This window comes from Qipengyuania sp. SS22, assembly GCF_025736935.1.
In the GTDB taxonomy this organism is placed as follows: Bacteria; Pseudomonadota; Alphaproteobacteria; order Sphingomonadales; family Sphingomonadaceae; genus Qipengyuania.
This window is the reverse complement of sequence record NZ_CP107048.1, coordinates 2208272-2227634: the sequence shown is the minus strand read 5'-3', so window position 1 is coordinate 2227634 and position 19363 is coordinate 2208272. Positions and strand designations below refer to the sequence as shown.

20 protein-coding genes are annotated in these 19363 nt (G+C 65.6%); 7 read left to right on the top strand and 13 right to left on the bottom strand.

Annotation, left to right across the window (positions count from 1 at the left end; all coding sequences use genetic code 11):
• Window positions 1-30 precede the first annotated feature (30 nt).
• From N6L26_RS11175 to xseA, 3 genes are all read right to left on the bottom strand, one after another.
• Window positions 31-708, bottom strand: a complete 678-nt coding sequence (locus tag N6L26_RS11175; RefSeq protein WP_318173604.1) for a M23 family metallopeptidase — start codon at window positions 706-708, stop codon at window positions 31-33.
• Between the two features lie 236 nt (window positions 709-944).
• Window positions 945-1154, bottom strand: a complete 210-nt coding sequence (locus tag N6L26_RS11170; RefSeq protein ID WP_263605639.1) for a DUF2093 domain-containing protein — start codon at window positions 1152-1154, stop codon at window positions 945-947.
• Between the two features lie 24 nt (window positions 1155-1178).
• The gene (gene xseA / locus N6L26_RS11165; protein WP_263605638.1) at window positions 1179-2636 is read right to left on the bottom strand and encodes an exodeoxyribonuclease VII large subunit; all 1458 of its coding nucleotides are present in this window, start codon (window positions 2634-2636) and stop codon (window positions 1179-1181) included.
• Between xseA and purD the strand changes: the two genes are divergently transcribed.
• The gene (gene purD / locus N6L26_RS11160) at window positions 2635-3909 is read left to right on the top strand and encodes a phosphoribosylamine--glycine ligase (protein WP_263605637.1); all 1275 of its coding nucleotides are present in this window, start codon (window positions 2635-2637) and stop codon (window positions 3907-3909) included. The genes xseA and purD overlap by 2 nt on opposite strands.
• Window positions 3910-4089: 180 nt before the next feature.
• Here the strand turns inward: purD and N6L26_RS11155 are convergent, their stop codons facing one another.
• Complete coding sequence (locus tag N6L26_RS11155) at window positions 4090-5085, bottom strand: adenosine kinase (protein WP_263605636.1); 996 nt, start codon at window positions 5083-5085, stop codon at window positions 4090-4092.
• A 112-nt stretch (window positions 5086-5197) separates the two neighbouring features.
• Between N6L26_RS11155 and N6L26_RS11150 the strand changes: the two genes are divergently transcribed.
• The 3 genes from N6L26_RS11150 to N6L26_RS11140 all read left to right on the top strand — a co-directional run bounded on the left by N6L26_RS11150 (window position 5198) and on the right by N6L26_RS11140 (window position 7296).
• Window positions 5198-5890, top strand: coding sequence for an EI24 domain-containing protein (locus tag N6L26_RS11150; RefSeq protein ID WP_263605635.1), 693 nt, complete (start codon window positions 5198-5200; stop codon window positions 5888-5890).
• A complete protein-coding gene (locus N6L26_RS11145; protein WP_263605634.1) occupies window positions 5883-6305 on the top strand; it encodes a hypothetical protein in 423 nt (140 codons plus the stop codon). The genes N6L26_RS11150 and N6L26_RS11145 overlap by 8 nt, the downstream gene beginning before the upstream one ends.
• A 61-nt stretch (window positions 6306-6366) precedes the next feature.
• Window positions 6367-7296 carry a hypothetical protein gene (locus N6L26_RS11140; protein ID WP_263605633.1) on the top strand — a complete coding sequence of 310 codons (930 nt, stop codon included), beginning with the start codon at window positions 6367-6369 and terminating at the stop codon, window positions 7294-7296.
• Window positions 7297-7314: 18 nt separating this feature from the next.
• Here N6L26_RS11140 and N6L26_RS11135 read toward each other — a convergent pair whose 3' ends face one another.
• From N6L26_RS11135 to N6L26_RS11095, 9 genes are all read right to left on the bottom strand, one after another.
• Window positions 7315-7674 carry a HesB/IscA family protein gene (locus N6L26_RS11135; protein ID WP_263605632.1) on the bottom strand — a complete coding sequence of 120 codons (360 nt, stop codon included), beginning with the start codon at window positions 7672-7674 and terminating at the stop codon, window positions 7315-7317.
• Window positions 7674-8174, bottom strand: a complete 501-nt coding sequence (locus N6L26_RS11130) for an SUF system Fe-S cluster assembly protein (protein ID WP_263605631.1) — start codon at window positions 8172-8174, stop codon at window positions 7674-7676. The genes N6L26_RS11135 and N6L26_RS11130 overlap by 1 nt, the downstream gene beginning before the upstream one ends.
• Complete coding sequence (locus tag N6L26_RS11125) at window positions 8171-9343, bottom strand: cysteine desulfurase (RefSeq protein WP_263607302.1); 1173 nt, start codon at window positions 9341-9343, stop codon at window positions 8171-8173. Before N6L26_RS11125 ends, N6L26_RS11130 begins: the two co-directional genes overlap by 4 nt.
• Before the next feature lie 53 nt (window positions 9344-9396).
• A complete protein-coding gene (locus tag N6L26_RS11120; protein ID WP_263605630.1) occupies window positions 9397-10155 on the bottom strand; it encodes a SufD family Fe-S cluster assembly protein in 759 nt (252 codons plus the stop codon).
• Window positions 10148-10909 carry a Fe-S cluster assembly ATPase SufC gene (gene sufC / locus N6L26_RS11115; protein ID WP_263605629.1) on the bottom strand — a complete coding sequence of 254 codons (762 nt, stop codon included), beginning with the start codon at window positions 10907-10909 and terminating at the stop codon, window positions 10148-10150. The genes N6L26_RS11120 and sufC overlap by 8 nt, the downstream gene beginning before the upstream one ends.
• Before the next feature lies 1 nt (window position 10910).
• Entirely contained in the window at window positions 10911-11438 is a 528-nt protein-coding gene (locus N6L26_RS11110) for a DUF559 domain-containing protein (protein ID WP_263605628.1), read from the bottom strand.
• Window positions 11435-12916, bottom strand: a complete 1482-nt coding sequence (gene sufB, locus N6L26_RS11105) for a Fe-S cluster assembly protein SufB (RefSeq protein WP_263605627.1) — start codon at window positions 12914-12916, stop codon at window positions 11435-11437. Before sufB ends, N6L26_RS11110 begins: the two co-directional genes overlap by 4 nt.
• Entirely contained in the window at window positions 12913-13323 is a 411-nt protein-coding gene (locus N6L26_RS11100; protein WP_253521074.1) for an SUF system Fe-S cluster assembly regulator, read from the bottom strand. Before N6L26_RS11100 ends, sufB begins: the two co-directional genes overlap by 4 nt.
• Window positions 13324-13414: 91 nt before the next feature.
• Window positions 13415-14314, bottom strand: coding sequence for a helix-turn-helix domain-containing protein (locus N6L26_RS11095; RefSeq protein WP_263605626.1), 900 nt, complete (start codon window positions 14312-14314; stop codon window positions 13415-13417).
• A gap of 373 nt (window positions 14315-14687) precedes the next feature.
• Here N6L26_RS11095 and N6L26_RS11090 point away from each other — a divergent pair, with 373 nt between their 5' ends.
• The 3 genes from N6L26_RS11090 to N6L26_RS11080 all read left to right on the top strand — a co-directional run bounded on the left by N6L26_RS11090 (window position 14688) and on the right by N6L26_RS11080 (window position 19337).
• The gene (locus tag N6L26_RS11090; protein ID WP_412071354.1) at window positions 14688-15716 is read left to right on the top strand and encodes a quinone-dependent dihydroorotate dehydrogenase; all 1029 of its coding nucleotides are present in this window, start codon (window positions 14688-14690) and stop codon (window positions 15714-15716) included.
• On the top strand, window positions 15676-17442 hold the full coding sequence (gene ggt / locus N6L26_RS11085) for a gamma-glutamyltransferase (protein ID WP_263605624.1): 1767 nt from the start codon (window positions 15676-15678) through the stop codon (window positions 17440-17442). The genes N6L26_RS11090 and ggt overlap by 41 nt, the downstream gene beginning before the upstream one ends.
• 92 nt (window positions 17443-17534) lie before the next feature.
• On the top strand, window positions 17535-19337 hold the full coding sequence (locus tag N6L26_RS11080) for an AMP-dependent synthetase/ligase (RefSeq protein WP_263605623.1): 1803 nt from the start codon (window positions 17535-17537) through the stop codon (window positions 19335-19337).
• Window positions 19338-19363: the final 26 nt, after the last annotated feature.

Genomic DNA, 19363 nt, shown 5'->3' with positions numbered 1-19363 from the left:
CTCCAGAGCGCGTGGAGGCGCGTCAAGCGCTCAGCGCATCGGTCCCGTGAAGAGCAGGGGATCGAGACGCGAATTGCGCCATTTCAGGCTCCAGTGCAGATGGGGGCCGGTGGCGCGGCCGGAGGAGCCGATGTCGCCGATATGCTGGCCCTGCCGCACCGTTTCACCCTCGCGCACATAAAGCCGCGCGCTATGCAGGAAAGCGCTGTTGAGCCCCTGTCCGTGATCGATGATCAGCAGCTTGCCTTCGAGGCTGAAATCATCCGCCGCAAGCACCACCACGCCATCGGCGGGGGCGACATAGGGGGTGCCGGCACCGCCCGTGGCGATATCGATCCCCGAGTGATAGCTGCCCGGCTCGCCGCGATAGATACGCTGCGATCCGAACCGGCCCGAAATGCGTCCGGTTGCGGGCCAGATGAAATCCTGCGCCCAGCCTTGCGCACCGGTTTCTTCAAGCCGCGCGTTCCAGATCGCATCGAGTTCGGGCTGGCGGCGCCGCATGAAGGATGCGGAAGACCCGCCCGTCCGCCGCGCCACGTTGACGTGTTCGATGTCCCAGCCGCGTGGTGCGATCGCCAGTGGGCTGTCGATCGTGCGCCCGCCCGCCAGTTGGGCGGTCAGTGTCATCGCAGCGGGCGCATCGCGATCGAAGGCGGCGAAGAACCGGCCCTCATCGTCGAATGCCAGCGCTTCCTCACCCAGCATGGCTGCGCGTGTACCGCCGGGGACCGTGCCGCGTATCCAGCCCCCCTGTTCGAGCGCGCCATCGAAGGTGAATACCGTGGGTCGCGAGGGTGTGGCCGTCGGTGTCGGGCTTGGAGTCGGCGTAGCGCGGACCGGTTGCACCACTTCGGCCGTGCGCGATGGCGGAGCGGGCTCGGGCGTCGCAAAGGGAACGCATGCGGTCCCGAGAAGCAGGAGCGGCGCGACCCGCATCCCCTTCACGGTGCCAGTCGCTCGGTCGCGAGCTGGGCGCTGGCGTAGGCTTCCTGGTGCTGGACCGACCAATAGCGCAGCTCGTCGAGCGGGATCGGCACCCCGCTCATCGCGCAAAAGACATGGTTGCCCGCACGCAACACGCGAAAGCCGGAAGGGCCGTACTGCAGCTTCGCCTCGCCTTTCGACGGGCCCGAATTCTTGTTCATCAGCATGGCGCAATTCCTAGCAGGTCCGGTCTAACCGAACAAATCATCCTGCTCGGGCGGAGTTCCGGATTTGCGCGGCTTGCGACGCGGCGCGGGAGGCAGGGTATCACCGCCGGTCGCAACCGCCAGTTCGCCATCGCGGAACTTGAGCGTGAGCGCCGCCTCCCTCGCCGCCGCCGCCCGGTCGGTGATGGTTCGCCCGTCGGGTCCGGTAACGCGCACATAGCCGCGCGCCAGCGGGCGGTCGGGATGAAGCTGCTCGGCCAACCGCGCCAGCGCTGCCAGCCGCTCGCGCCGCTCGGCCAGCGGACGCTCGACCAGCGCAGGCACCAGCTTCTGCCCCGCCAGCGCACGCCGGGCCTCGCGCAAATTGCGGTCAAGCGCGGCGGGCGACAGTCGCAGATTGCCAAGCCGCTCGCGCCCCTGCGCCGCGCGGTCGCGCAGGCCGCGGCGCAGGCGTTCGGCGAGATCGTCGAGCCGCTGGGCCTGTGGTTGCAGCAAGGCCTCGCGTGTCGGCAAGCGCTGGACGCGCGCTTCCAGACGCTCGCGTCCCAATTGCACCGGGCGCAGGATCGCGCGTTCCTTGCGCCCTTCGAAATCCTTCAGCGTGGCGGCGAGTTCGGCGCGTACCGGCACGGCAATCTCGGCCGCGGCGGTGGGGGTCGGCGCACGACGGTCGGCGGCATAATCGGCGAGAGTGGTGTCCGTTTCGTGCCCGACCGCGCTGATCGTCGGGATCGGGCAATCGGCGATGGCGCGCACCACCTCTTCCTCATTGAAGCTCCACAAATCCTCGATCGACCCGCCGCCGCGCGCGACGATGACGAGGTCGGGACGGTCGGGATGGCCTTCGGGCATGGCGGCGAACCCGCGCACGGCGCCCGCGACCTGCGCGGCTGCGCCCTGCCCCTGCACCAGCACCGGCCAGACCACGACTCGGGTAGGAAAACGGTCCGCCAGCCGGTGGAGGATATCGCGAATCACCGCGCCGGTGGGCGAGGTGACCACGCCGATAGTGCGCGGCAGGAAGGGCAGCGCCTGCTTGCGCCCGGCATCGAACAGTCCTTCCGCCGCCAGCCGCGCGCGGGTCTTCTCGAGCAGCGCCAGCAGCGCGCCTTCGCCCGCCAGCTCCATTCGCTCGATCACGATCTGGTATTTCGAGCGGCCCGGATAGGTGGTGAGCTTGCCCGAGGCGACCACCTCCAGCCCGTCTTCGGGGGCGAAGGGCAGGCGCTCGGTATTACCGCGCCACATCACGCCGTCGATCACCGCCTTTTCATCCTTGAGCGCGCAATACAGATGCCCGCTGGCGGCGCGCTTCACGCCGGACAGTTCGCCGCGCAGCCGGACGAAGCCGAAGCGGTCCTCGACCGTGCGTTTGAGCGCCTGGGAAATTTCGCTCACCGTCAGCGGCTCGGCGTTGTCGCCCGTGCGGCCCTTCGCTACCAAGCTCGCATCATCTGCAGTGGACGGGAAATTGTCGGCCATGAATATCCTTTTGCTCGGGTCGGGCGGGCGTGAACATGCGTTAGCGTGGAAATTGGCGCAATCGCCGCTGTGCGACAAGCTGTGGGCGGCTCCGGGCAACCCGGGCATCGCCCAGCATGCCGCATGCGTTGCGGTGGATGCAGACGATCACGATGCAGTGATCGCTTTCTGCACCGCCAAGGAAATCGGGCTTGTCGTGATCGGTCCCGAAGCGCCGCTGGTCGAAGGGCTGGCAGACAGCCTGCGCGCGGCAGGGGTGGACACGTTCGGTCCATCCAAACAGGCCGCGCAGCTCGAAGGCAGCAAGGGGTTCACCAAGGAATTGTGCCGCCGCGCCAGTATCCCCACCGCCCGCTACGAGCGCTGCACCTCGCTCGAGGCGGCCTGGGGCGCGCTCAAGAAGTTCGACCCGCCCTTCGTGCTCAAGGCCGACGGTCTTGCTGCGGGCAAGGGCGTGGTCATCGCCGAGACGCGCGAAGAAGCGCAGCATGCGCTCGACGAAATGTTCGACGGCCGTTTCGGCAGCGCGGGCAGCGAAGTAGTGATCGAGGAGTTCCTGATGGGCGAGGAGGCGAGTTTCTTCGCGCTCACCGACGGCACCGCTATCGTCCCCATCGGCACTGCGCAGGACCACAAACGCGTGGGCGAAGGCGACACCGGACCCAATACCGGCGGCATGGGTGCCTATTCGCCCGCCCCGGTGCTGAGCGAAGCGCTACAGGCGCAGGTCATGCGCGAGATCGTCGAGCCGACCGTGCGCACCATGGCCGCCGAGGGCACGCCCTATTCGGGTGTGCTCTATGCCGGGCTGATGCTGACCAAAGACGGTCCGCAGCTGATCGAATACAACGCGCGCTTCGGCGATCCCGAATGCCAGGTGCTGATGATGCGGCTGGAGAGCGATCTTGTCGAACTGATGCAGGCCTGCGCGCAGGGTCGGCTGGGTGACATCGCCGAACCGGTGCTATCCGACGATTTCGCGCTGACCGTGGTCATGGCGGCGGAGGGTTATCCCGGCACGCCCCGGAAAGGCGGCACTATCGATCTGGGCGAAGCCGAGGCCGGCGGCGCGAAGGTCTTCCATGCCGGTACGAAGCTGAACGGGGAGACCCTGACGTCGAGCGGCGGCCGGGTACTCAACGTGACCGCAAGGGGGCCGAGCGCGACCGAAGCGCAGAAAAGCGCCTACGCCGCCGTCGACGCGATCGATTTCGCAGACGGCTTCTGCCGCCGCGATATCGGCCAGCGGGAAGTGCGCCGCGAGCGGGGTTGAAGCGCGATCAGGCGGGCGCCGAAGGATAGAGCGCGTCGGTCCGAAAGATGCGCACTCAGCCCGTTTGGAACTCTGCCCGTCACCCGCCTCCGAGCCGGGGTCCCGCTACTTCCTGCGAGGCCATAGCCGCATCGAAGCTGGACCCCGGATCAAGTCCGGGGTGACGTGGGTGTGGGTGGATTAGCCCAGCTTTTCGGCAACCAGCGCCTTGAGGTCCGCCTCGCTCCGCGCGCCGTAGTGCGAGATGATTTCGGCAGCGCAGATTGCGCCCATGCGCAGGCAGGTTTCGAGGGTTTCGCCGCGCGCGTGGCCGGTCAGGAAGCCCGCCGCGAAGAGGTCGCCCGCGCCGGTGGTGTCGACCACCTTGGCGATCGGCTCGGCGGCAACCTCGGCGCGCGTGCCGTTGGCGATACCTACCGCGCCCCTAGCGCTGCGCGTGGCGACCAGCACCGGGACCTTGTCCTGCAGCATGGCGAGGCCGGCGTCGAAATCCTCTTCACCGGTCAGCGTTGCGAGTTCGCTTTCATTGACGAAGAGAATGTCGATCTGTTGCTCTTCGATCAGCGCGCGGAAATCGTCGCCATGGCGATCTATGACGAAGCTCTCGCTGGCGGTGAAGGCGACCTTGCGACCCGCGCTGTGCGCCACCTCGATTGCGCGGCGCATGGCCCGGCGCGGTTCTTCGGGATCCCAGAGGTATCCTTCGAGGTAGAGAATACCCGCGCTGGCGATCAGCTCGTCGTCGAGCGCGGCGGGGGGCAGGAACTGACTGGCACCGAGGAAGGTGTTCATCGTCCGCTCGCCATCGGGCGTGACGAAGATGAGGCAGCGCGCGGTCGAGGGCTGGCCCGAGCGCGGCGGCGTGTCGAAATCGATCCCCACGGCGCGGATGTCGTGGCTGAAGACATCGCCCAGCTGGTCCTGCGCCACCTGCCCCACGAACGCGCATTGCGCGCCCAGCGCCGACATGCCCGCGAGCGTATTGGCAGCCGAGCCCCCGGAAATCTCCTTGGCCGGTCCCATCGCGTCATACAGCCGCCGCGCGCCGTCTTCGTCGACCAGCGTCATCCCGCCCTTGGCGAGGTCGAGTTCGGCGATCAAATCTTCTTCGCAGGGGGCCATCACATCGACGATGGCATTGCCGATGGCGATTACGTCGTAACGGGGTTCGGTCATGAGTGCTCCGGGGAGGGGATAATCGGTATGTCCGGCGCGGTTAGCGGCTCGTCGGCGTTTGGCCAAGGGCGGCGTTGACTTGCCCCATAACGGCGCGCATTCCCCCGCTCCGATGATGTCGCTTCCCCGTGCCCTTGCCCTTGCCGTCGGTCAGCTTCGCGATCCGGCAATCCTCAGGGTGCTGGGCAAGACCGCGCTGCTGACCTTGGCGATCTTCGCGGCCGGCGGCGCGGCGCTCTATGTCGTGGTCGAACACGCGATCGGCAGTATGACCAGTGCCAACACGTCGGGCCTGGGCGCACTGCTCGCGACGCTGGGGATCATCCTGGCGGGCTGGTTCCTGTTCCGGGTGGTAGCGCTGTTCGTGCTGCAGTTCTTCGCCGAGGATGTGGTGCGCGCGGTCGAGGCGAAGCATCATCCGCAGGCCCGCCACAGCCTGCGCGACCTGCCGCTCATCGAAGAAGTCGGCAATGCGCTGCGCTCGCTCCTGCGCACGGTGCTCGCCAATGCCGCGGCGCTGCCGGTTGCGGGCCTGTTGCTGGTGACCGGGATTGGCGCGGCGGCGGTGTTCTGGACGGTCAACGCCTATCTCGTCGGACGCGAACTGCACGACATGGTGTGGCTGCGGCACCGTGCCGATCCGACCGAGCTGGCCCCGATCGGCGGTCTCACGCGTTTCCTGCTCGGCGGCGTGGTGGTGGCGTTGCTTGCGATACCTTTCCTCAACCTCCTTGCCCCGATAATGGGCGCCGCCTGCGCCACCCACCTCGTTCACCGCGCCCGTGAGAAAGACCTCGATGCGTAAGTTCGCCCTGCTGCTGCTGCCCCTGCTGGGAGCCTGCACCACCGTACCCACTGCGCCGGGTTCACCGGGTGCCCCGGCCTCACGCCCCGCGGCCACACCGCCGCCGCAGGAGGTCCGCGTCGCGCCGACTACGCCATCGTTTCGCGCACCGCGCGTGATGAATGTGCCCGGGCTGGAAGGGGTGATCGGTCGCAATGAAACCGCTCTCGCCAATCTGTTCGGTGCCCCGCGGCTGACGGTGAAGGAAGGCGATGCCAAGAAGCTGCAATTCGTCGGCGAGGCCTGCGTGCTCGATGTCTATCTCTACCCGCTCGAGCCGCGCGGCGAACCCAGCGCTACCTATGTCGATGCCCGCCGCGCCAGCGACGGTCTCGATGTCGACCGCGCCGCCTGCGTGCGCGCGCTGCGCCGCTAACCCCGTCTTAAGCAAGACGGGCTAGGCTTATCGGACCAGGATTTTAGGGAGCTGGGTCCAGATGAGCGTGCATTTCGGCGAATTGGCGAAGAGGGTCGGCGCGGATGGGGTCATCACCCCCGAGGAAGTGCTGACGCTGCGGCGCGAGGCATGGCCCGACGGGCGGATTTCGCAGGCCGAGGCCGAAGCGATCTTCGCACTCAATCGCGAGCTGGCGACGAAAAGCAGCGAATGGGTCGATTTCTTCGTCGAGGCGCTGGGCGAATATGTCATCAACCAGCGCGCGCCCACGGGCTATGTCGATCCCGAGAATGCCAGCTGGCTGATGATGCAGATCGATGCCGACGGACAGTTCGGCAGCATGGCCGAAATCGAGCTGCTGGTACGCGTCTTCGAACGGGCGCAGAACGTGCCGGCGGCGCTCAAGGATTACGCGATCTCGCAAATGGAGCTCGCCGCACTCGAGGGCACCGGGCCGACGCGCGACGGCGGAACGCTCGAAGCAGGCAATGTCAACGCAACCGAAGCCCGCCTGCTGCGCCGCGCGATCTTCGCGCCCGCCAGCGAACGCCCTGCGGCGGTCGGTCGCAAGGAGGCCGACATGCTGTTCCGTCTGAAGGACGCCACGCTGGGCGGCGCCAATGCGCCTGAATGGAAGCAATTGTTCGTCCAGGGCATCGCCAATTACTTGCAGGGCTATAGCGATCCCGATGCGCAGATCAGCCGCGAGCGAGCCACCGAACTGCAGGCCTTTATGACCGATACGCGCAGCAGCGTGGGCGGATTTCTCGGCCGGATGGCCAAGGCTTCACCCAACGCGTTCGGCAAGGTCTTCGGGCGCAAGGAAAAGGCAGAATCGCGCGCCGAGGGCGTAGCCGCAGCGCATGAGGTGACCCACAGCGAGCGCGAATGGCTCGACGCGCGGATCGATGCGGATGGCCGGGTCGACGAATACGAGCGCGCTTTGCTCGATTTCCTCGCCGAAGAGTGATCAGCCGATCGTGCGCGGCTAGACCATGAAGCTTTCACCGCAGCCACACGCACCCTTGGCGTTGGGGTTCTCGAATACGAAACCCGCGGTGAAATCGTCCTCGACCCAGTCCATCGTGCTGCCGATCAGGTAGAGCACGCTGGCACTATCGATGTAGAACACCCCGCCGGGGGTCTCGATCTTCTCGTCGAACTTCGCTTCCTCGGTGACGTAGTCGACCGAATAGGCAAGGCCCGAGCAGCCCCGGCGCGGAGTCGACAATTTGACCCCGATGGCATCATCGGGTGCCTTGGCCATCAGCTCGGCGACGCGCTGTTCGGCAGTCTTCGTCAGGACGACGGCTGCCTTGGGCGCGGGACGGGTCGTGGTATCGCTCATTACAGCATCCCCAGTTCGAGACGTGCCTCGTCGGTCATCTTCTCGGGGCCCCAGGGCGGGTCCCACACGAGATTCACCTCGGCATCGCGCACGCCGGGCACGCTGGCGGCGCGCAATTCGACTTCGGCGGGCATCGTTTCGGCGACCGGGCAATGCGGCGTGGTCAGCGTCATGGTGACCACCACATCGCTTTCGTCATCGACTTCGACGCCGTAAATCAGGCCGAGATCGTAGATATTGACCGGGATTTCAGGGTCGAAGATTTCCTTGAGCGCAGCAATCACCGCCTCGTAGAGATCGCCACCCGGCGCGCCTGCGGGCACGTTCTCGGGCTGCTTTTGCAGGAAGCCTTCAAGATAATCGCGTTTGCGCTCCATCGTCGCGCGCGGTGTTTCGTCCGCATCGACGGCGTCCTCGACACGGGCACGCGGCGGCTTGGTGGCCAGCGCATCCGCAGGGGAAGGCGCGGCAATGAAATCACTGTTCTGATCGTCGTTCATCCGAAGATCCTCTGAGTCCGTTCGATGCCGCGCATCAGCGCAGCGATGTCGCTTTCGTCCGAGTAGAGCCCGAAGCTGGCCCGGGCGGTGGCGGGGACGCCGAGATGGTCCATCAGCGGCTGCGCACAATGGTGCCCGGCGCGGATCGCGACATTCTCTTCGTCCAATATGGTACCGAGATCGTGCGGGTGAACCCCCTCGATCGCGAAACTGACGATGCCGGCGCTTTCTTCGGGGCCGAACAGCGTCACCGAATTGAGCGTGCGCAATGCATCGCGCAGCTGCCGGGCAAGCTCGGCTTCATGCGCAAACAGGCGGTCGGGGCCAAGCGCGGCGACATAGTCGATCGCCGCATGCAGCGCGATCGCCTCGGTGATCATCGGCGTGCCTGCCTCGAACCGCTGCGGCGGCGGCGCATAAGTGGTCTTTTCGAAGGTGACGCGGTCGATCATCGCCCCGCCGCCCTGCCACGGGGGCATCGTGTCGAGGATGTCCCCGCGCGCCCACAACACGCCGACCCCGGTCGGGCCGTAAAGCTTGTGTCCCGAGAAAGCGTAGAAATCGCAATCGAGCGCGGTCATGTCGAGCGCCATGCGCGGTGCCGCCTGGCACCCGTCCAGCAGAAGTTTCGCGCCCACCGAATGCGCCAGATCAGCTGCGGCGCGCGCATCAAACACGCTGCCGAGTACATTCGAGACATGCGCCAGCGCGACCAGCTTGGTCCGCGGGGTCATCAGGGCTTCGAGCGCGCCGAGATCGATGCACCCGTCCTCGGTCAGCGGGCAGACATCGATCTGCGCGCCAGTGCGTTCGGCGACCATCTGCCAGGGCACGATATTCGAATGATGCTCGAGCGTGGAGAGGACGATACGGTCGCCTTCGCCGATATGCGTCATGCCCCAGCTCGCCGCGACGAGGTTGATCGCCTCGGTCGCGCCGCGCACGAACACCACTTCATCTTCGCTGGCAGCGCCCATGTAAGCGGCCACGCGGCGCCGCGCGGCTTCGTAGCCGAGCGTCATCTGCGCGCTGCGGCCATAGACCCCGCGGTGGACGGTGGCGTAATCCGCGCCAAGCGCACGGGTCATCGCATCGATAACCGCCTGTGGCTTCTGCGCCGTCGCGGCGGTATCGAGATAATGCCAAGGCTGGCCATCGCCCGTCACCATGCCCGGAAATTCGGCCTTGATGGCGTTGGGGCGCAAAAGGGTGGCAGCGTCGCTCACAGCGCCCGGTCTACCTTGTCGAGCGCGACTTTCAGCATCGCCTCGCGCGTTTCGTCATCCTCGAGCGCGACCAGCGCGTCACCGAGGAATGCCTGGACCAGCAGGCGCCTGGCAAGATCGGGTGAAACCCCGCGTGCGGCCATGTAGAAACGCGCGGTTTCATCGAGCTGGCCAACGCTGGCGCCATGCGCGCATTTGACATCGTCGGCGAAGATTTCGAGCTGCGGCACGGCGTTCACACTCGCGCCCTTTTCGAGCAACAGGCCTTTGAAGTCCTGCGCTGCATCGGTCTTCTGCGCATCGCGCACGACATCGATATTGCCGAGGAAATTGCCCGTGCCGTGGCCCCAGTGAACCGCGCGAACGGTCTGGTTGCTGGTCGCCTCGGGCTCGGCATGGATCGTGCGGGTGACGAATTCGCGCACCGTCTCGCGGCCGCCGACGGTGATCCCGCCAAGTTCGAAATGCGCGCCCTTGTGCAACGTTACTTCGATCTCGAGCCGGGCATATTCGGCCGCAGCAAGCACCGCAAAAATCTCGCAGGTCGCGTCTTCGCGCACGGTGACGCGCCAACGGTGGAGTTCGGTCGGCTTGGTATCGCCGCCATCGGCAATCAGGAGCGTTTCGTGAACGGTCTCGCCTGCCGCGACATCGATCGTGCGCCAGTCGTCCAGCGCTTCGCCCTGAAGCCGCTCGACCGCGGAATAGCGCCACGCTTCGTCGCGGCGGGTGGGGAGTTCGGCAGCCTCAGGCATGGACAGTCTCGGCCGACATGATCGCGTCATAGCCTTCGTTTTCGAGTTCGACCGCCAGTTCGGGGCCACCGGTGCGGACGATACGGCCCTGCGACAGGATCGAGACCTTGTCGGGCTTCACCACTTCGAGCAGGCGCTGGTAATGCGTGATCAGCAGCACGCCCTTGGCCGGGTCGCGCATGATTGCATTGATGCCATCGCCGACCACGCGCAGCGCATCGATGTCGAGACCGCTATCGGTTTCGTCGAGCACCGCGAATTGCGGATTGAGAATGCCCATCTGGACCATCTCGGCACGCTTCTTCTCGCCGCCCGAGAAGCCGACATTGACGTGCCGCTTGAGCATTTCGGGGTCGAGCTTGAGCAGCGCGGCCTTGTCCTTGGCAAGTTTGAGGAATTCGCCGCCGGTCAGCGGTTCTTCCCCGCGCGCCTTGCGCTGCGAATTGAGCGCTTCGCGCAGGAACTGCAGGTTCGAGACCCCGGGAATCTCGACCGGGTACTGGAAGCCGAGGAACAGGCCGGCTGCGGCGCGCTCGTGCGGCTCGAGGTCGAGCAGATCGACGCCGTTGAAGCTGACCGAACCCTGCGTCACCTCGTAACCGGGCCGTCCGCCCAGCACATAGGCCAGGGTCGACTTGCCGGCACCATTGGGGCCCATAATCGCATGGACCTCGCCCGCGGGGATTTCGAGCGTCAGCCCGTTGAGGATTGCCTTGCCGTCGATTTCGGCATGGAGATTGTCAATTTTCAGCATGTTACTTCCTGTCGTCGCGACGGGCCGGGCGGGTGCGCCGGGGCGTCGGGCCGTATTTCGATTGGTGTTCGCGGCGCGCGCTTTCCTTGTCGCGGTAGCGCGCGTTCATCGCGGCGAAGATCGGCTGCATCGCCGCTTCGACATCGTCGAGGATCATCGCCGCAGGCAGCCGCAGCACTTCCATGCCGACCGCAGCGAGGCTCTTGTCGCGCCGCTTGGCCAGCGTGTCGTTCTGGCCTTCCTCGTCGATCGCGACTGCCAGCCCGAGCGGGTGCGACACGAAATCGAGGATCGCCGAGCCGACCACGGTGTGGCGGGTGAATTTGAACTTGCCGAAGTCTTCCTTGGCGAAACGCGCGGCGAGCGCCTTGTGCGCCGGTGTCGCATGCCGCCGCAAATGGCGCGCATGTTCGTGGATCTTATCGAGCCGCTTCTCGGAGATTTCCCACCCGCGGCCCTTCTTCTTGAGCGCGGGAGCGGCATCGTCCGCCGAAGGCGTGCGGATCTGGAGGGTCTTGCGGTCGGTCACCCCACGCTCCCTTCGAGCGAGATCGCCAGCAGCTTTTGCGCTTCCACGGCAAACTCCATCGGCAGTTCCTTGAGCACGTCCTTGGCGAAGCCGTTGACGATCAGCGCCATCGCTTCTTCGTCGTCGAGCCCGCGCTGCTGCGCGTAGAACATCTGGTCGTCGCTGATCTTGCTGGTGGTCGCCTCGTGCTCGATCTGCGCGCTAGGGTTCTTCACCTCGATATAGGGCACGGTGTGCGCCCCGCTCCGGTCGCCGATCAGCAGGCTGTCGCATTCGGTGCGGTTGCGTACGCCGTCGGCATTGGCCGCCACGCGCACCATACCGCGATAGGTGTTGTTCGACTTACCCGCCGAAATGCCCTTGGAAATGATTGTCGAGCGGCTGCCCTTGCCGTTGTGGATCATCTTGGTGCCGGTATCGGCCTGCTGGTAATTGTTGGTCACCGCGACCGAGTAGAACTCGCCCACGCTGTCTTCGCCATTGAGCACGCAGCTGGGGTATTTCCACGTCACCGCGCTGCCGGTTTCGACCTGCGTCCAGCTGATCTTGCTGCGCGCGCCCTGGCACAATCCGCGCTTGGTGACGAAGTTGTAGATCCCGCCGACGCCCTCGGCATTACCGGGATACCAGTTCTGCACGGTCGAATATTTGATCTCGGCGTCTTCGAGCGCGACCAGTTCGACCACGGCGGCGTGGAGCTGGTTCTCGTCGCGCATCGGCGCGGTGCAGCCTTCGAGATAGCTGACGTAGCTACCCTTTTCGGCAACGATCAGCGTGCGTTCGAACTGGCCGGTGTTCTCCGCATTGATGCGGAAATAGGTGCTGAGCTCCATCGGGCAGCGCACGCCTTCGGGCACATAGACGAAGGTGCCGTCCGAAAAGACCGCGCTGTTCAGCGTGGCAAAGTAATTGTCATGCTGCGGGACGATCTTGCCGAGCCATTTGCGCACCATGTCGGGATATTCGCGAATCGCCTCGCTGATCGACAGGAAGATAACGCCTGCGCGCTTCAGCTCCTCGCGGAAGCTGGTGGCAACGCTGACACTGTCGAACACGGCATCGACGGCAACCTTCTTCGCGCCCTTCACGCCGGCCAGCACTTCCTGCTCCCCGAGCGGGATGCCGAGCTTGTCGTAAACGCGCTTGATCTCGGGGTCGAGTTCATCGAGCGAATCCAGTTCGACCTTCTTCTTCGGCGCCGCGTAGTAGTAGGCGTCCTGGTAATCGATCGCCGGGTAGCCGAGCTTGGCCCAATCGGGTTCGACCATGTCCTGCCACAGGCGGAAAGCCTTGAGGCGCCAGTCGAGCATCCATTCGGGCTCGCCCTTCTTGGCGCTGATGAAGCGCACCGTGTTCTCGGTCAGGCCCTTCTCGGCGAATTCGGTCTCGATGTCCGAAGACCAGCCATGCTCGTAATCGGCGGCCTTTTCGGCAGCTTCGCGCGCTTCGCGGTCCTGGATGTCCAATTCTTCGCTCATGCAATCTCTCTTGTCCGTGCCAGCTGGGTCAGCGGAATCGCCGCCAGCGCGCCGCGCACCGCTTCGTTCACGACCGGCCAGTGCGGTTTGACCGAGCAGTCATGCTCGACCGAACACTGGACGCCTTCGACGCAGGCGGTCAGCGCGATTGGTCCTTCAACGGCCTCGACGATATCCGCGACGGTGATCGCCGCTGCCGGACGCGCGAGCTGCAGGCCGCCACCGGCGCCGCGGCTCGACCGCAGCAGACCCGCCGCCGACAGCTTGCTCACCAGCTTCTGTACCGTGGGCACCGGGAGGCCGGTTTCCGCCGCCAGTTCGGCCGCGCTCGTCTTGCCCCCGCCGCAATGGCGCGATGCGGCGCACATGGCGACGACGGCATAATCAGCAAGGTTTGATAGGCGCATAGTTAAATCGGACCAATTCGTTCCGATTGGCCAATTAGGAGCCAAGCGCCCTCATTTCAACGGGAAAGGCCTAATTGCGAGTCGTTAGCATTCAGGCGTCGTGGAGCGGGCTGCGACCGAGCTGTTCCGCTTCGCCCGAGCCGAACAGATTGACCGAGCCGTAGCCATCGGGCCCGAGCATGTCGTTGATCGGCGAACCCGCCGCCGGCTGGAGCCGCTTGGGGGTGCGGCCCGTGAAGAAGCGGATTTCCTTGATAAGATGCGCCTGGTCGTAAAACGCCTCGCGGATCTCGGCTTCGATCTCTTCGGGGAGTTGCGGCATCGCCAGCAAGGTGGCGGCGCGCACCGCGCGGTAGCGGCGCACCAGCCGGACGGGCGACTGGCCGAAGAATTGCGCCACCAGCCGCTGTGCCTGGCGTTTCGAATAGGGCAGCTGTTCGTACAGCTCTTCGAGTTCGGGCTTGAACGAGCTCGACAGCCATTCGAGCGTCCGGTCGATCACCGTCAGGTGCTGTTCGGGGAGTTTCGACAGCCCGCGCCGGACGACATCGGTCATCGCATCGAGCAATTCGCGATCCCCCAGCTCGCCTGCGCGCCAGCGCTCACCCAGTGCGGCAAAGGCCTGCGCGGGCGAATCATCGAGGAGCATTTCGGGCTGCAGGAAACAATCGTGATAATCGTGCACCGACAGGCCCGACAGCGCCGCCCAGCCGCGGAAATTCAGCGAAACGCCGAACAGGGTCGCCGGTCCGCTGACGCTGAAATTGCGCGCCTGGCACAGCGGGGCAAGGAAGAAAGCATCGCTGGTTTCGGAGACTTCGCCGGCATCGAACTGCATCCGGCCCACGCCGCGCCCGAAGACGACCATCTGGCCCGAATAGGCGGGCAGGACATCGTCCAGCCGGTCATCCGGACTGCGCCAGATATAGAGCGAGTTGAGATAGGGCGCGAGATCCGCCGGCGCCGCTACAAATTCGAAAGAGTGTGACACATCGTCACCTGGCAGACCCGACAAACCCCTGTTCCGTCCCTACTTCGCCCAAAGAATTGTAAAAATACGCCAAATTTACCATGATCGCAATGCTGCCTCGAACAAATATTCGGCGAGCGGGCGCGCGCGGACAGAAAAAAAGGGGGCGACCCCTCAAGGTCCCCCCCTTTGAAGTCGAGAACTCGTTGCAAAATCGCTCCGAGCCCTTCGGGTCGCAAGAGGGTGGTACGCCGAGTCTGTATCAATTGATTGTATGCAAGCGACAGCCCGTCGGCTGGCAGGATTTTTTCTTCGTTTTCCGCGCGAACGCAGGTTTGCCGGATGGGCGGTTCGCGGCTCGACAGCGCGTGGGCGACACGGCATGGCGGGCGGCATGCTGTTCGATCTGGCCCGCCCCGCCCTCTTCGCGCTCGACCCCGAACGCGCCCATCGCTTGACAGTCAAGGCGCTGGCGCTCGCGCCGCGGATGCGCGCGGCGCAGGCTGGTCCGCTGGCGATCGATGTCGCGGGGCTGACCTTTCCCAATCCGCTCGGCATGGCGGCGGGCTTCGACAAGGATGCCGAGGTGCCGGATCAATTGCTCGGCCTGGGTTTCGGCTTTGCCGAGGTCGGCTCGATCACCCCGCGCCCGCAGGCGGGCAATCCCAAGCCGCGCCTGTTCCGCCTCGTGGAGGATCGCGCCGTCATCAACCGGATGGGCTTCAACAATGGCGGTGCCGAGGTAGCACGAGACCGGTTGCAGCGCCGCGCAGGCCGTGCGGGCATCGTCGGAATCAATGTGGGTGCCAACAAGGACAGCGAGGACCGCATTGCCGATTATGTCGCGATGACGCGGATCATGGCGCCGCTGGCTTCCTATCTCGCGGTCAATATCTCCAGCCCGAACACACCCGGCCTGCGCGCCCTGCAGGACGAGAGCGCGCTTGCGGGGCTGCTCGACGCGGTCATCGAGGCGCGCGGCACGGGCGGCCCGCCGGTGTTTCTCAAGGTCGCACCCGATCTCGAACCGGCGGATATCGACGCGATTTCGCGGATTGCACTCGAGCGGAAGCTGGGTGCGCTGATCGTCTCGAATACGACCATTTCCCGGCCAGCGCTTGCATCGCGCCACGCAGGCGAGGCCGGCGGATTGTCGGGCGCGCCCTTGCGTGACCTCGCCCAACAGCGCTTGCGCGACTTCCGCACGGCGACCGGCGGGGCAATTCCGCTGGTCGGTGTCGGCGGGATCGCCAACGCGGAGGACGCGTGGGCGCGCATCCGGGCAGGCGCGAGCCTGGTCCAGCTCTACAGCGCGATGGTCTATGGCGGGCCGGGCCTGCCGCGGCGGATCCTGCGCGGGCTCGAAGAGCTTATGCGGCGCGATGGCTTCGCTTCGATTGCCGAAGCGGTCGGAAGCGAATAGCGTCGCGGCGATGAACAAGGTCATTTCCGCTTCGCTGCTGGCACTTACGCTTGCTGGCTGTTCCGCCGCCCCACCCCTCGCTACGGCACCTGCCGAACCGGCTCCCGCCTTTGCCGGCGCGGTCTCGGCAGCGGACCCGCGCGCGCAAGCGGCAGGCGAAGCCATGCTCGCGCGTGGCGGCAGCGCGACCGATGCCGCGATTGCGGTGATGCTGGCGCTGACCGTGGTCGAACCGCAAAGCTCGGGCATCGGCGGCGGCGGCTTCATGGTCCGGGGAGCCGCCGATGGCACGGTAGGCACGTTCGACGGCCGCGAAACCGCCCCGGCAGACGCCACGCCCGAATGGTTCCTCAACGAAGACGGCACACTTCCCCCGCGCGGCGAATCGGTGCGCAGCGGGCTTTCAGTGGGCGTGCCGGGCAGCATCGCGCTGGCGGCCAAGGCACATGCCGCGCATGGCACACTCGACTGGGCGGAGCTGTTCGAACCCGCCATCCGCCTTGCCCGCGACGGCTTCGACATGAATGCGCGCCTCAACGGCATGCTCGAAAGCGCAAGAGACCGCTCGGCCCATACTGCCGAGGCACGGGCGCTGTTCTTCGATGCGCAGGGCAATCCGTTACCTATCGGCACGCGGGTAACCAACGAGCGGTTGGCACAAACCTTCGAAACCATCGCCGCCGCAGGACCTTCCGCCTTTTACACCGGGGCCCTGGCACGCGAAATCGCCACGACCGTGGCGGCGGACACGCCGCGCGAAAGGGCGATGACCTACACGGACATCACCGGCTACGACGCCAAGCTGCGCGACGCCGTGTGCGGCACCTATCGCGCCTATCGCGTGTGCACGATGGGCCCACCCACGTCGGGCGGCGTCGCGGTGGTGCAGATGCTCGGCCAGCTCGAGCGGTTCGACCTGGCCGAGCTTGGCCTGCGCAACCCCGTCACCTGGCATCTGTTCGTCGAATCGCAGCGGCTCGCCTATGCCGATCGCGAGCTTTATCTGGCGGATAGCGACTACGTTTCGGTGCCGGTCGCGGGGCTGGTCGAGCCCGGCTATCTCGCCACGCGCAGCGCGCTGATCGGGGAGGGCAGCACGCTTTCCGAAGTCGCCGCGGGCGTTCCTGCTGGCGCTCCGAACGCGCTGGCCGATGGTAACGAGCCCGAGGAACACGGCACCTCGCATTTCGCCGTGGTCGATGCCGAGCGCACCATGATCAGCTACACCTCGACCATCGAGGGGGCCTTCGGGTCCGGCCTGATGGCAGGCGGCTTTTTCCTCAATAACGAGCTGACCGACTTCAGCCGCTCGCCAAATGTCGACGGCACGCTGGTCGCGAACCGGGTCGAAGGGGGCAAGCGCCCGCGCAGCTCGATGGCGCCGGTGGTGGTCTGGGATCCCGCGGGCCAGCCCTTCCTCGCGGTCGGCGCAGCAGGCGGCAGCACTATCCCGGTACAGACCGCGCGCAGCATCATCGGGGCGATCGATTTCGGCCTGACGGCGGAAGAGATCCTCGGTCTCCCCTTCATCATGGCCTTTGGCGACCGCCTCCTGCTCGAGAAGGATACCTGGCTCGAAGAGCAGGCGGCGGCCTTCAAGGCGCTGGGACATACCGACGTGCTGGTCCGCGAGGCACCGGTCAAGGGCGGCGCAGTCCTGCGCAGCGCCTCCGGCTGGGACAGCGCGCGCGATCCGCGCCTTGCCGGACAGATCGAGATACCGTGACCCGACCGGGGCGCTTGCCGTGTGGCGGGAGGCAGCCTAGTCCTCGACAAGAATTGGGTTACAACAAGAACAAAGACGCTGAGGAGCCTGCCGTGCTGTCGGACATCGATTCCGCCAACAATCTCGTCGAACTCTTCCTCAAACGCGCGGACGAGAAGGGCGAATTGCCCTTCCTCGGGGCGAAGAAGGATGGCAGTTGGCAGACGATCAGCTGGCGTGAAACCGCCGAGCGGGTCTGCCTGCTTGCGGAGAATTTGCGCGGACTGGGCTTAAGAGATGGCGACCGCGTGTGCCTCGTGTCCGAGAACCGGCCCGAATGGTGCATCGCCGACCTCGCGGTGATGGCTGCAGGCTGCATTACCGTGCCGGCCTACATCACCAATACCGAGCGCGATCACGTCCATATCCTCGACAATTCGGGCGCGAAGGCCGTCGTCGTATCAACCGAGAAGCTGCTCCGCCCGCTGCATGGCGCCTTGCAGGCCTCGGGCGTCGCCGAGCACGTCATCGGCATCGACGATCTCCATCGCCAGCAATCGGGCAGCTTCACCTTCCATATGTGGGACAAGATGCTCGAGGGCGATGCGGTGGCAGCGCGCAAGGCGGTGACCGAGCGGATGGCGAAGGTCGGGCGCGGCGATACGGCGTGCATCATCTATACCAGCGGCACCGGCGGGGCCCCGCGTGGGGTGCTGCAGCACCATGGTGCGATCCTGTGCAATGCGGCAGGCGCGGCGGAAATCCTGATCGAGGATTTCGGCATCGTGCAGGACGAGCGGTTCCTGTCCTTCCTGCCGCTCAGCCATGCCTATGAGCACACTGGCGGGCAATTCCTGCCGATCAGCGTCGGCGCGCAGATCTATTATTCGGAAGGCCTCGAAAAGCTCGCCAGCAATATCGAGGAAACGCGGCCCACCATCATGGTCGTGGTCCCGCGGCTGTTCGAAGTGCTGCGCACGCGGATCATGAAGCAGGTGCAAAAGCAGGGCGGCCTTGCCGAGAAGCTGATGAACACCGCGCTGGAAGTCGGCGAACGCCGCGCCGCGGGCCAGCCCAAGTTCGGCGACAAGCTCAAGGACCTGGCGGTAGCCCGCCTGCTGCGGCCGAAAATCCGCCAGCGGTTCGGCGGCAGGATCAAGGCGATGGTATCGGGCGGTGCGCCGCTCAACCCCGAAGTCGGCATCTTCTTCGAGGCGATGGGGCTGACCATGTTGCAGGGCTACGGGCAGACCGAGGCCGGCCCCGTGATCAGCTGCAACCGCCCGGCAGCGGGCATCGCAATGCATTCGGTCGGTCCGGCAATGCGCGGGGTCGAACTGAAGATCGCCGACGATGGTGAAGTGCTCGTGCGCGGCGAACTCGTCATGCATGGCTATTGGCAGAACGAAAGCGAGACCCAGCGCACGATCCAGGACGGTTGGCTGCATACCGGCGACATCGGTCATCTCGACGACCAGGACCGGATCGTCATCACCGACCGCAAGAAGGACATGATCGTCAACGACAAGGGCGACAATATCGCCCCGCAGAAAGTCGAAGGGATGCTGACGCTGCAACCCGAGATCGGCCAGGCGATGGTGGCGGGCGACCGCAAACCCTATATCGTCGGCTTGATCGTGCCCGACGCCGAATGGACGCTTGAATGGTGCCGCGCGCAGGGCAAGCAATTCGACTGCAAGCAGCTGCAGGAACTGCCCGAATACCGCAACGCGGTGCGCGCCGCGATCGACCGGGTGAACAAGGATCTGTCGGTGGTCGAAAAGGTGCGCCAGTTCGCCTTTGCCGATGAACCGTTCACGATCGAGAACGAGGAAATGACCCCCTCGATGAAAATCCGCCGGCACAAGATCAGGGATCGCTATGGCGACCACTTGGCGAAGCTGTATCGCAGCTAGCAATCAGGCCAGAACCGCAGACTATA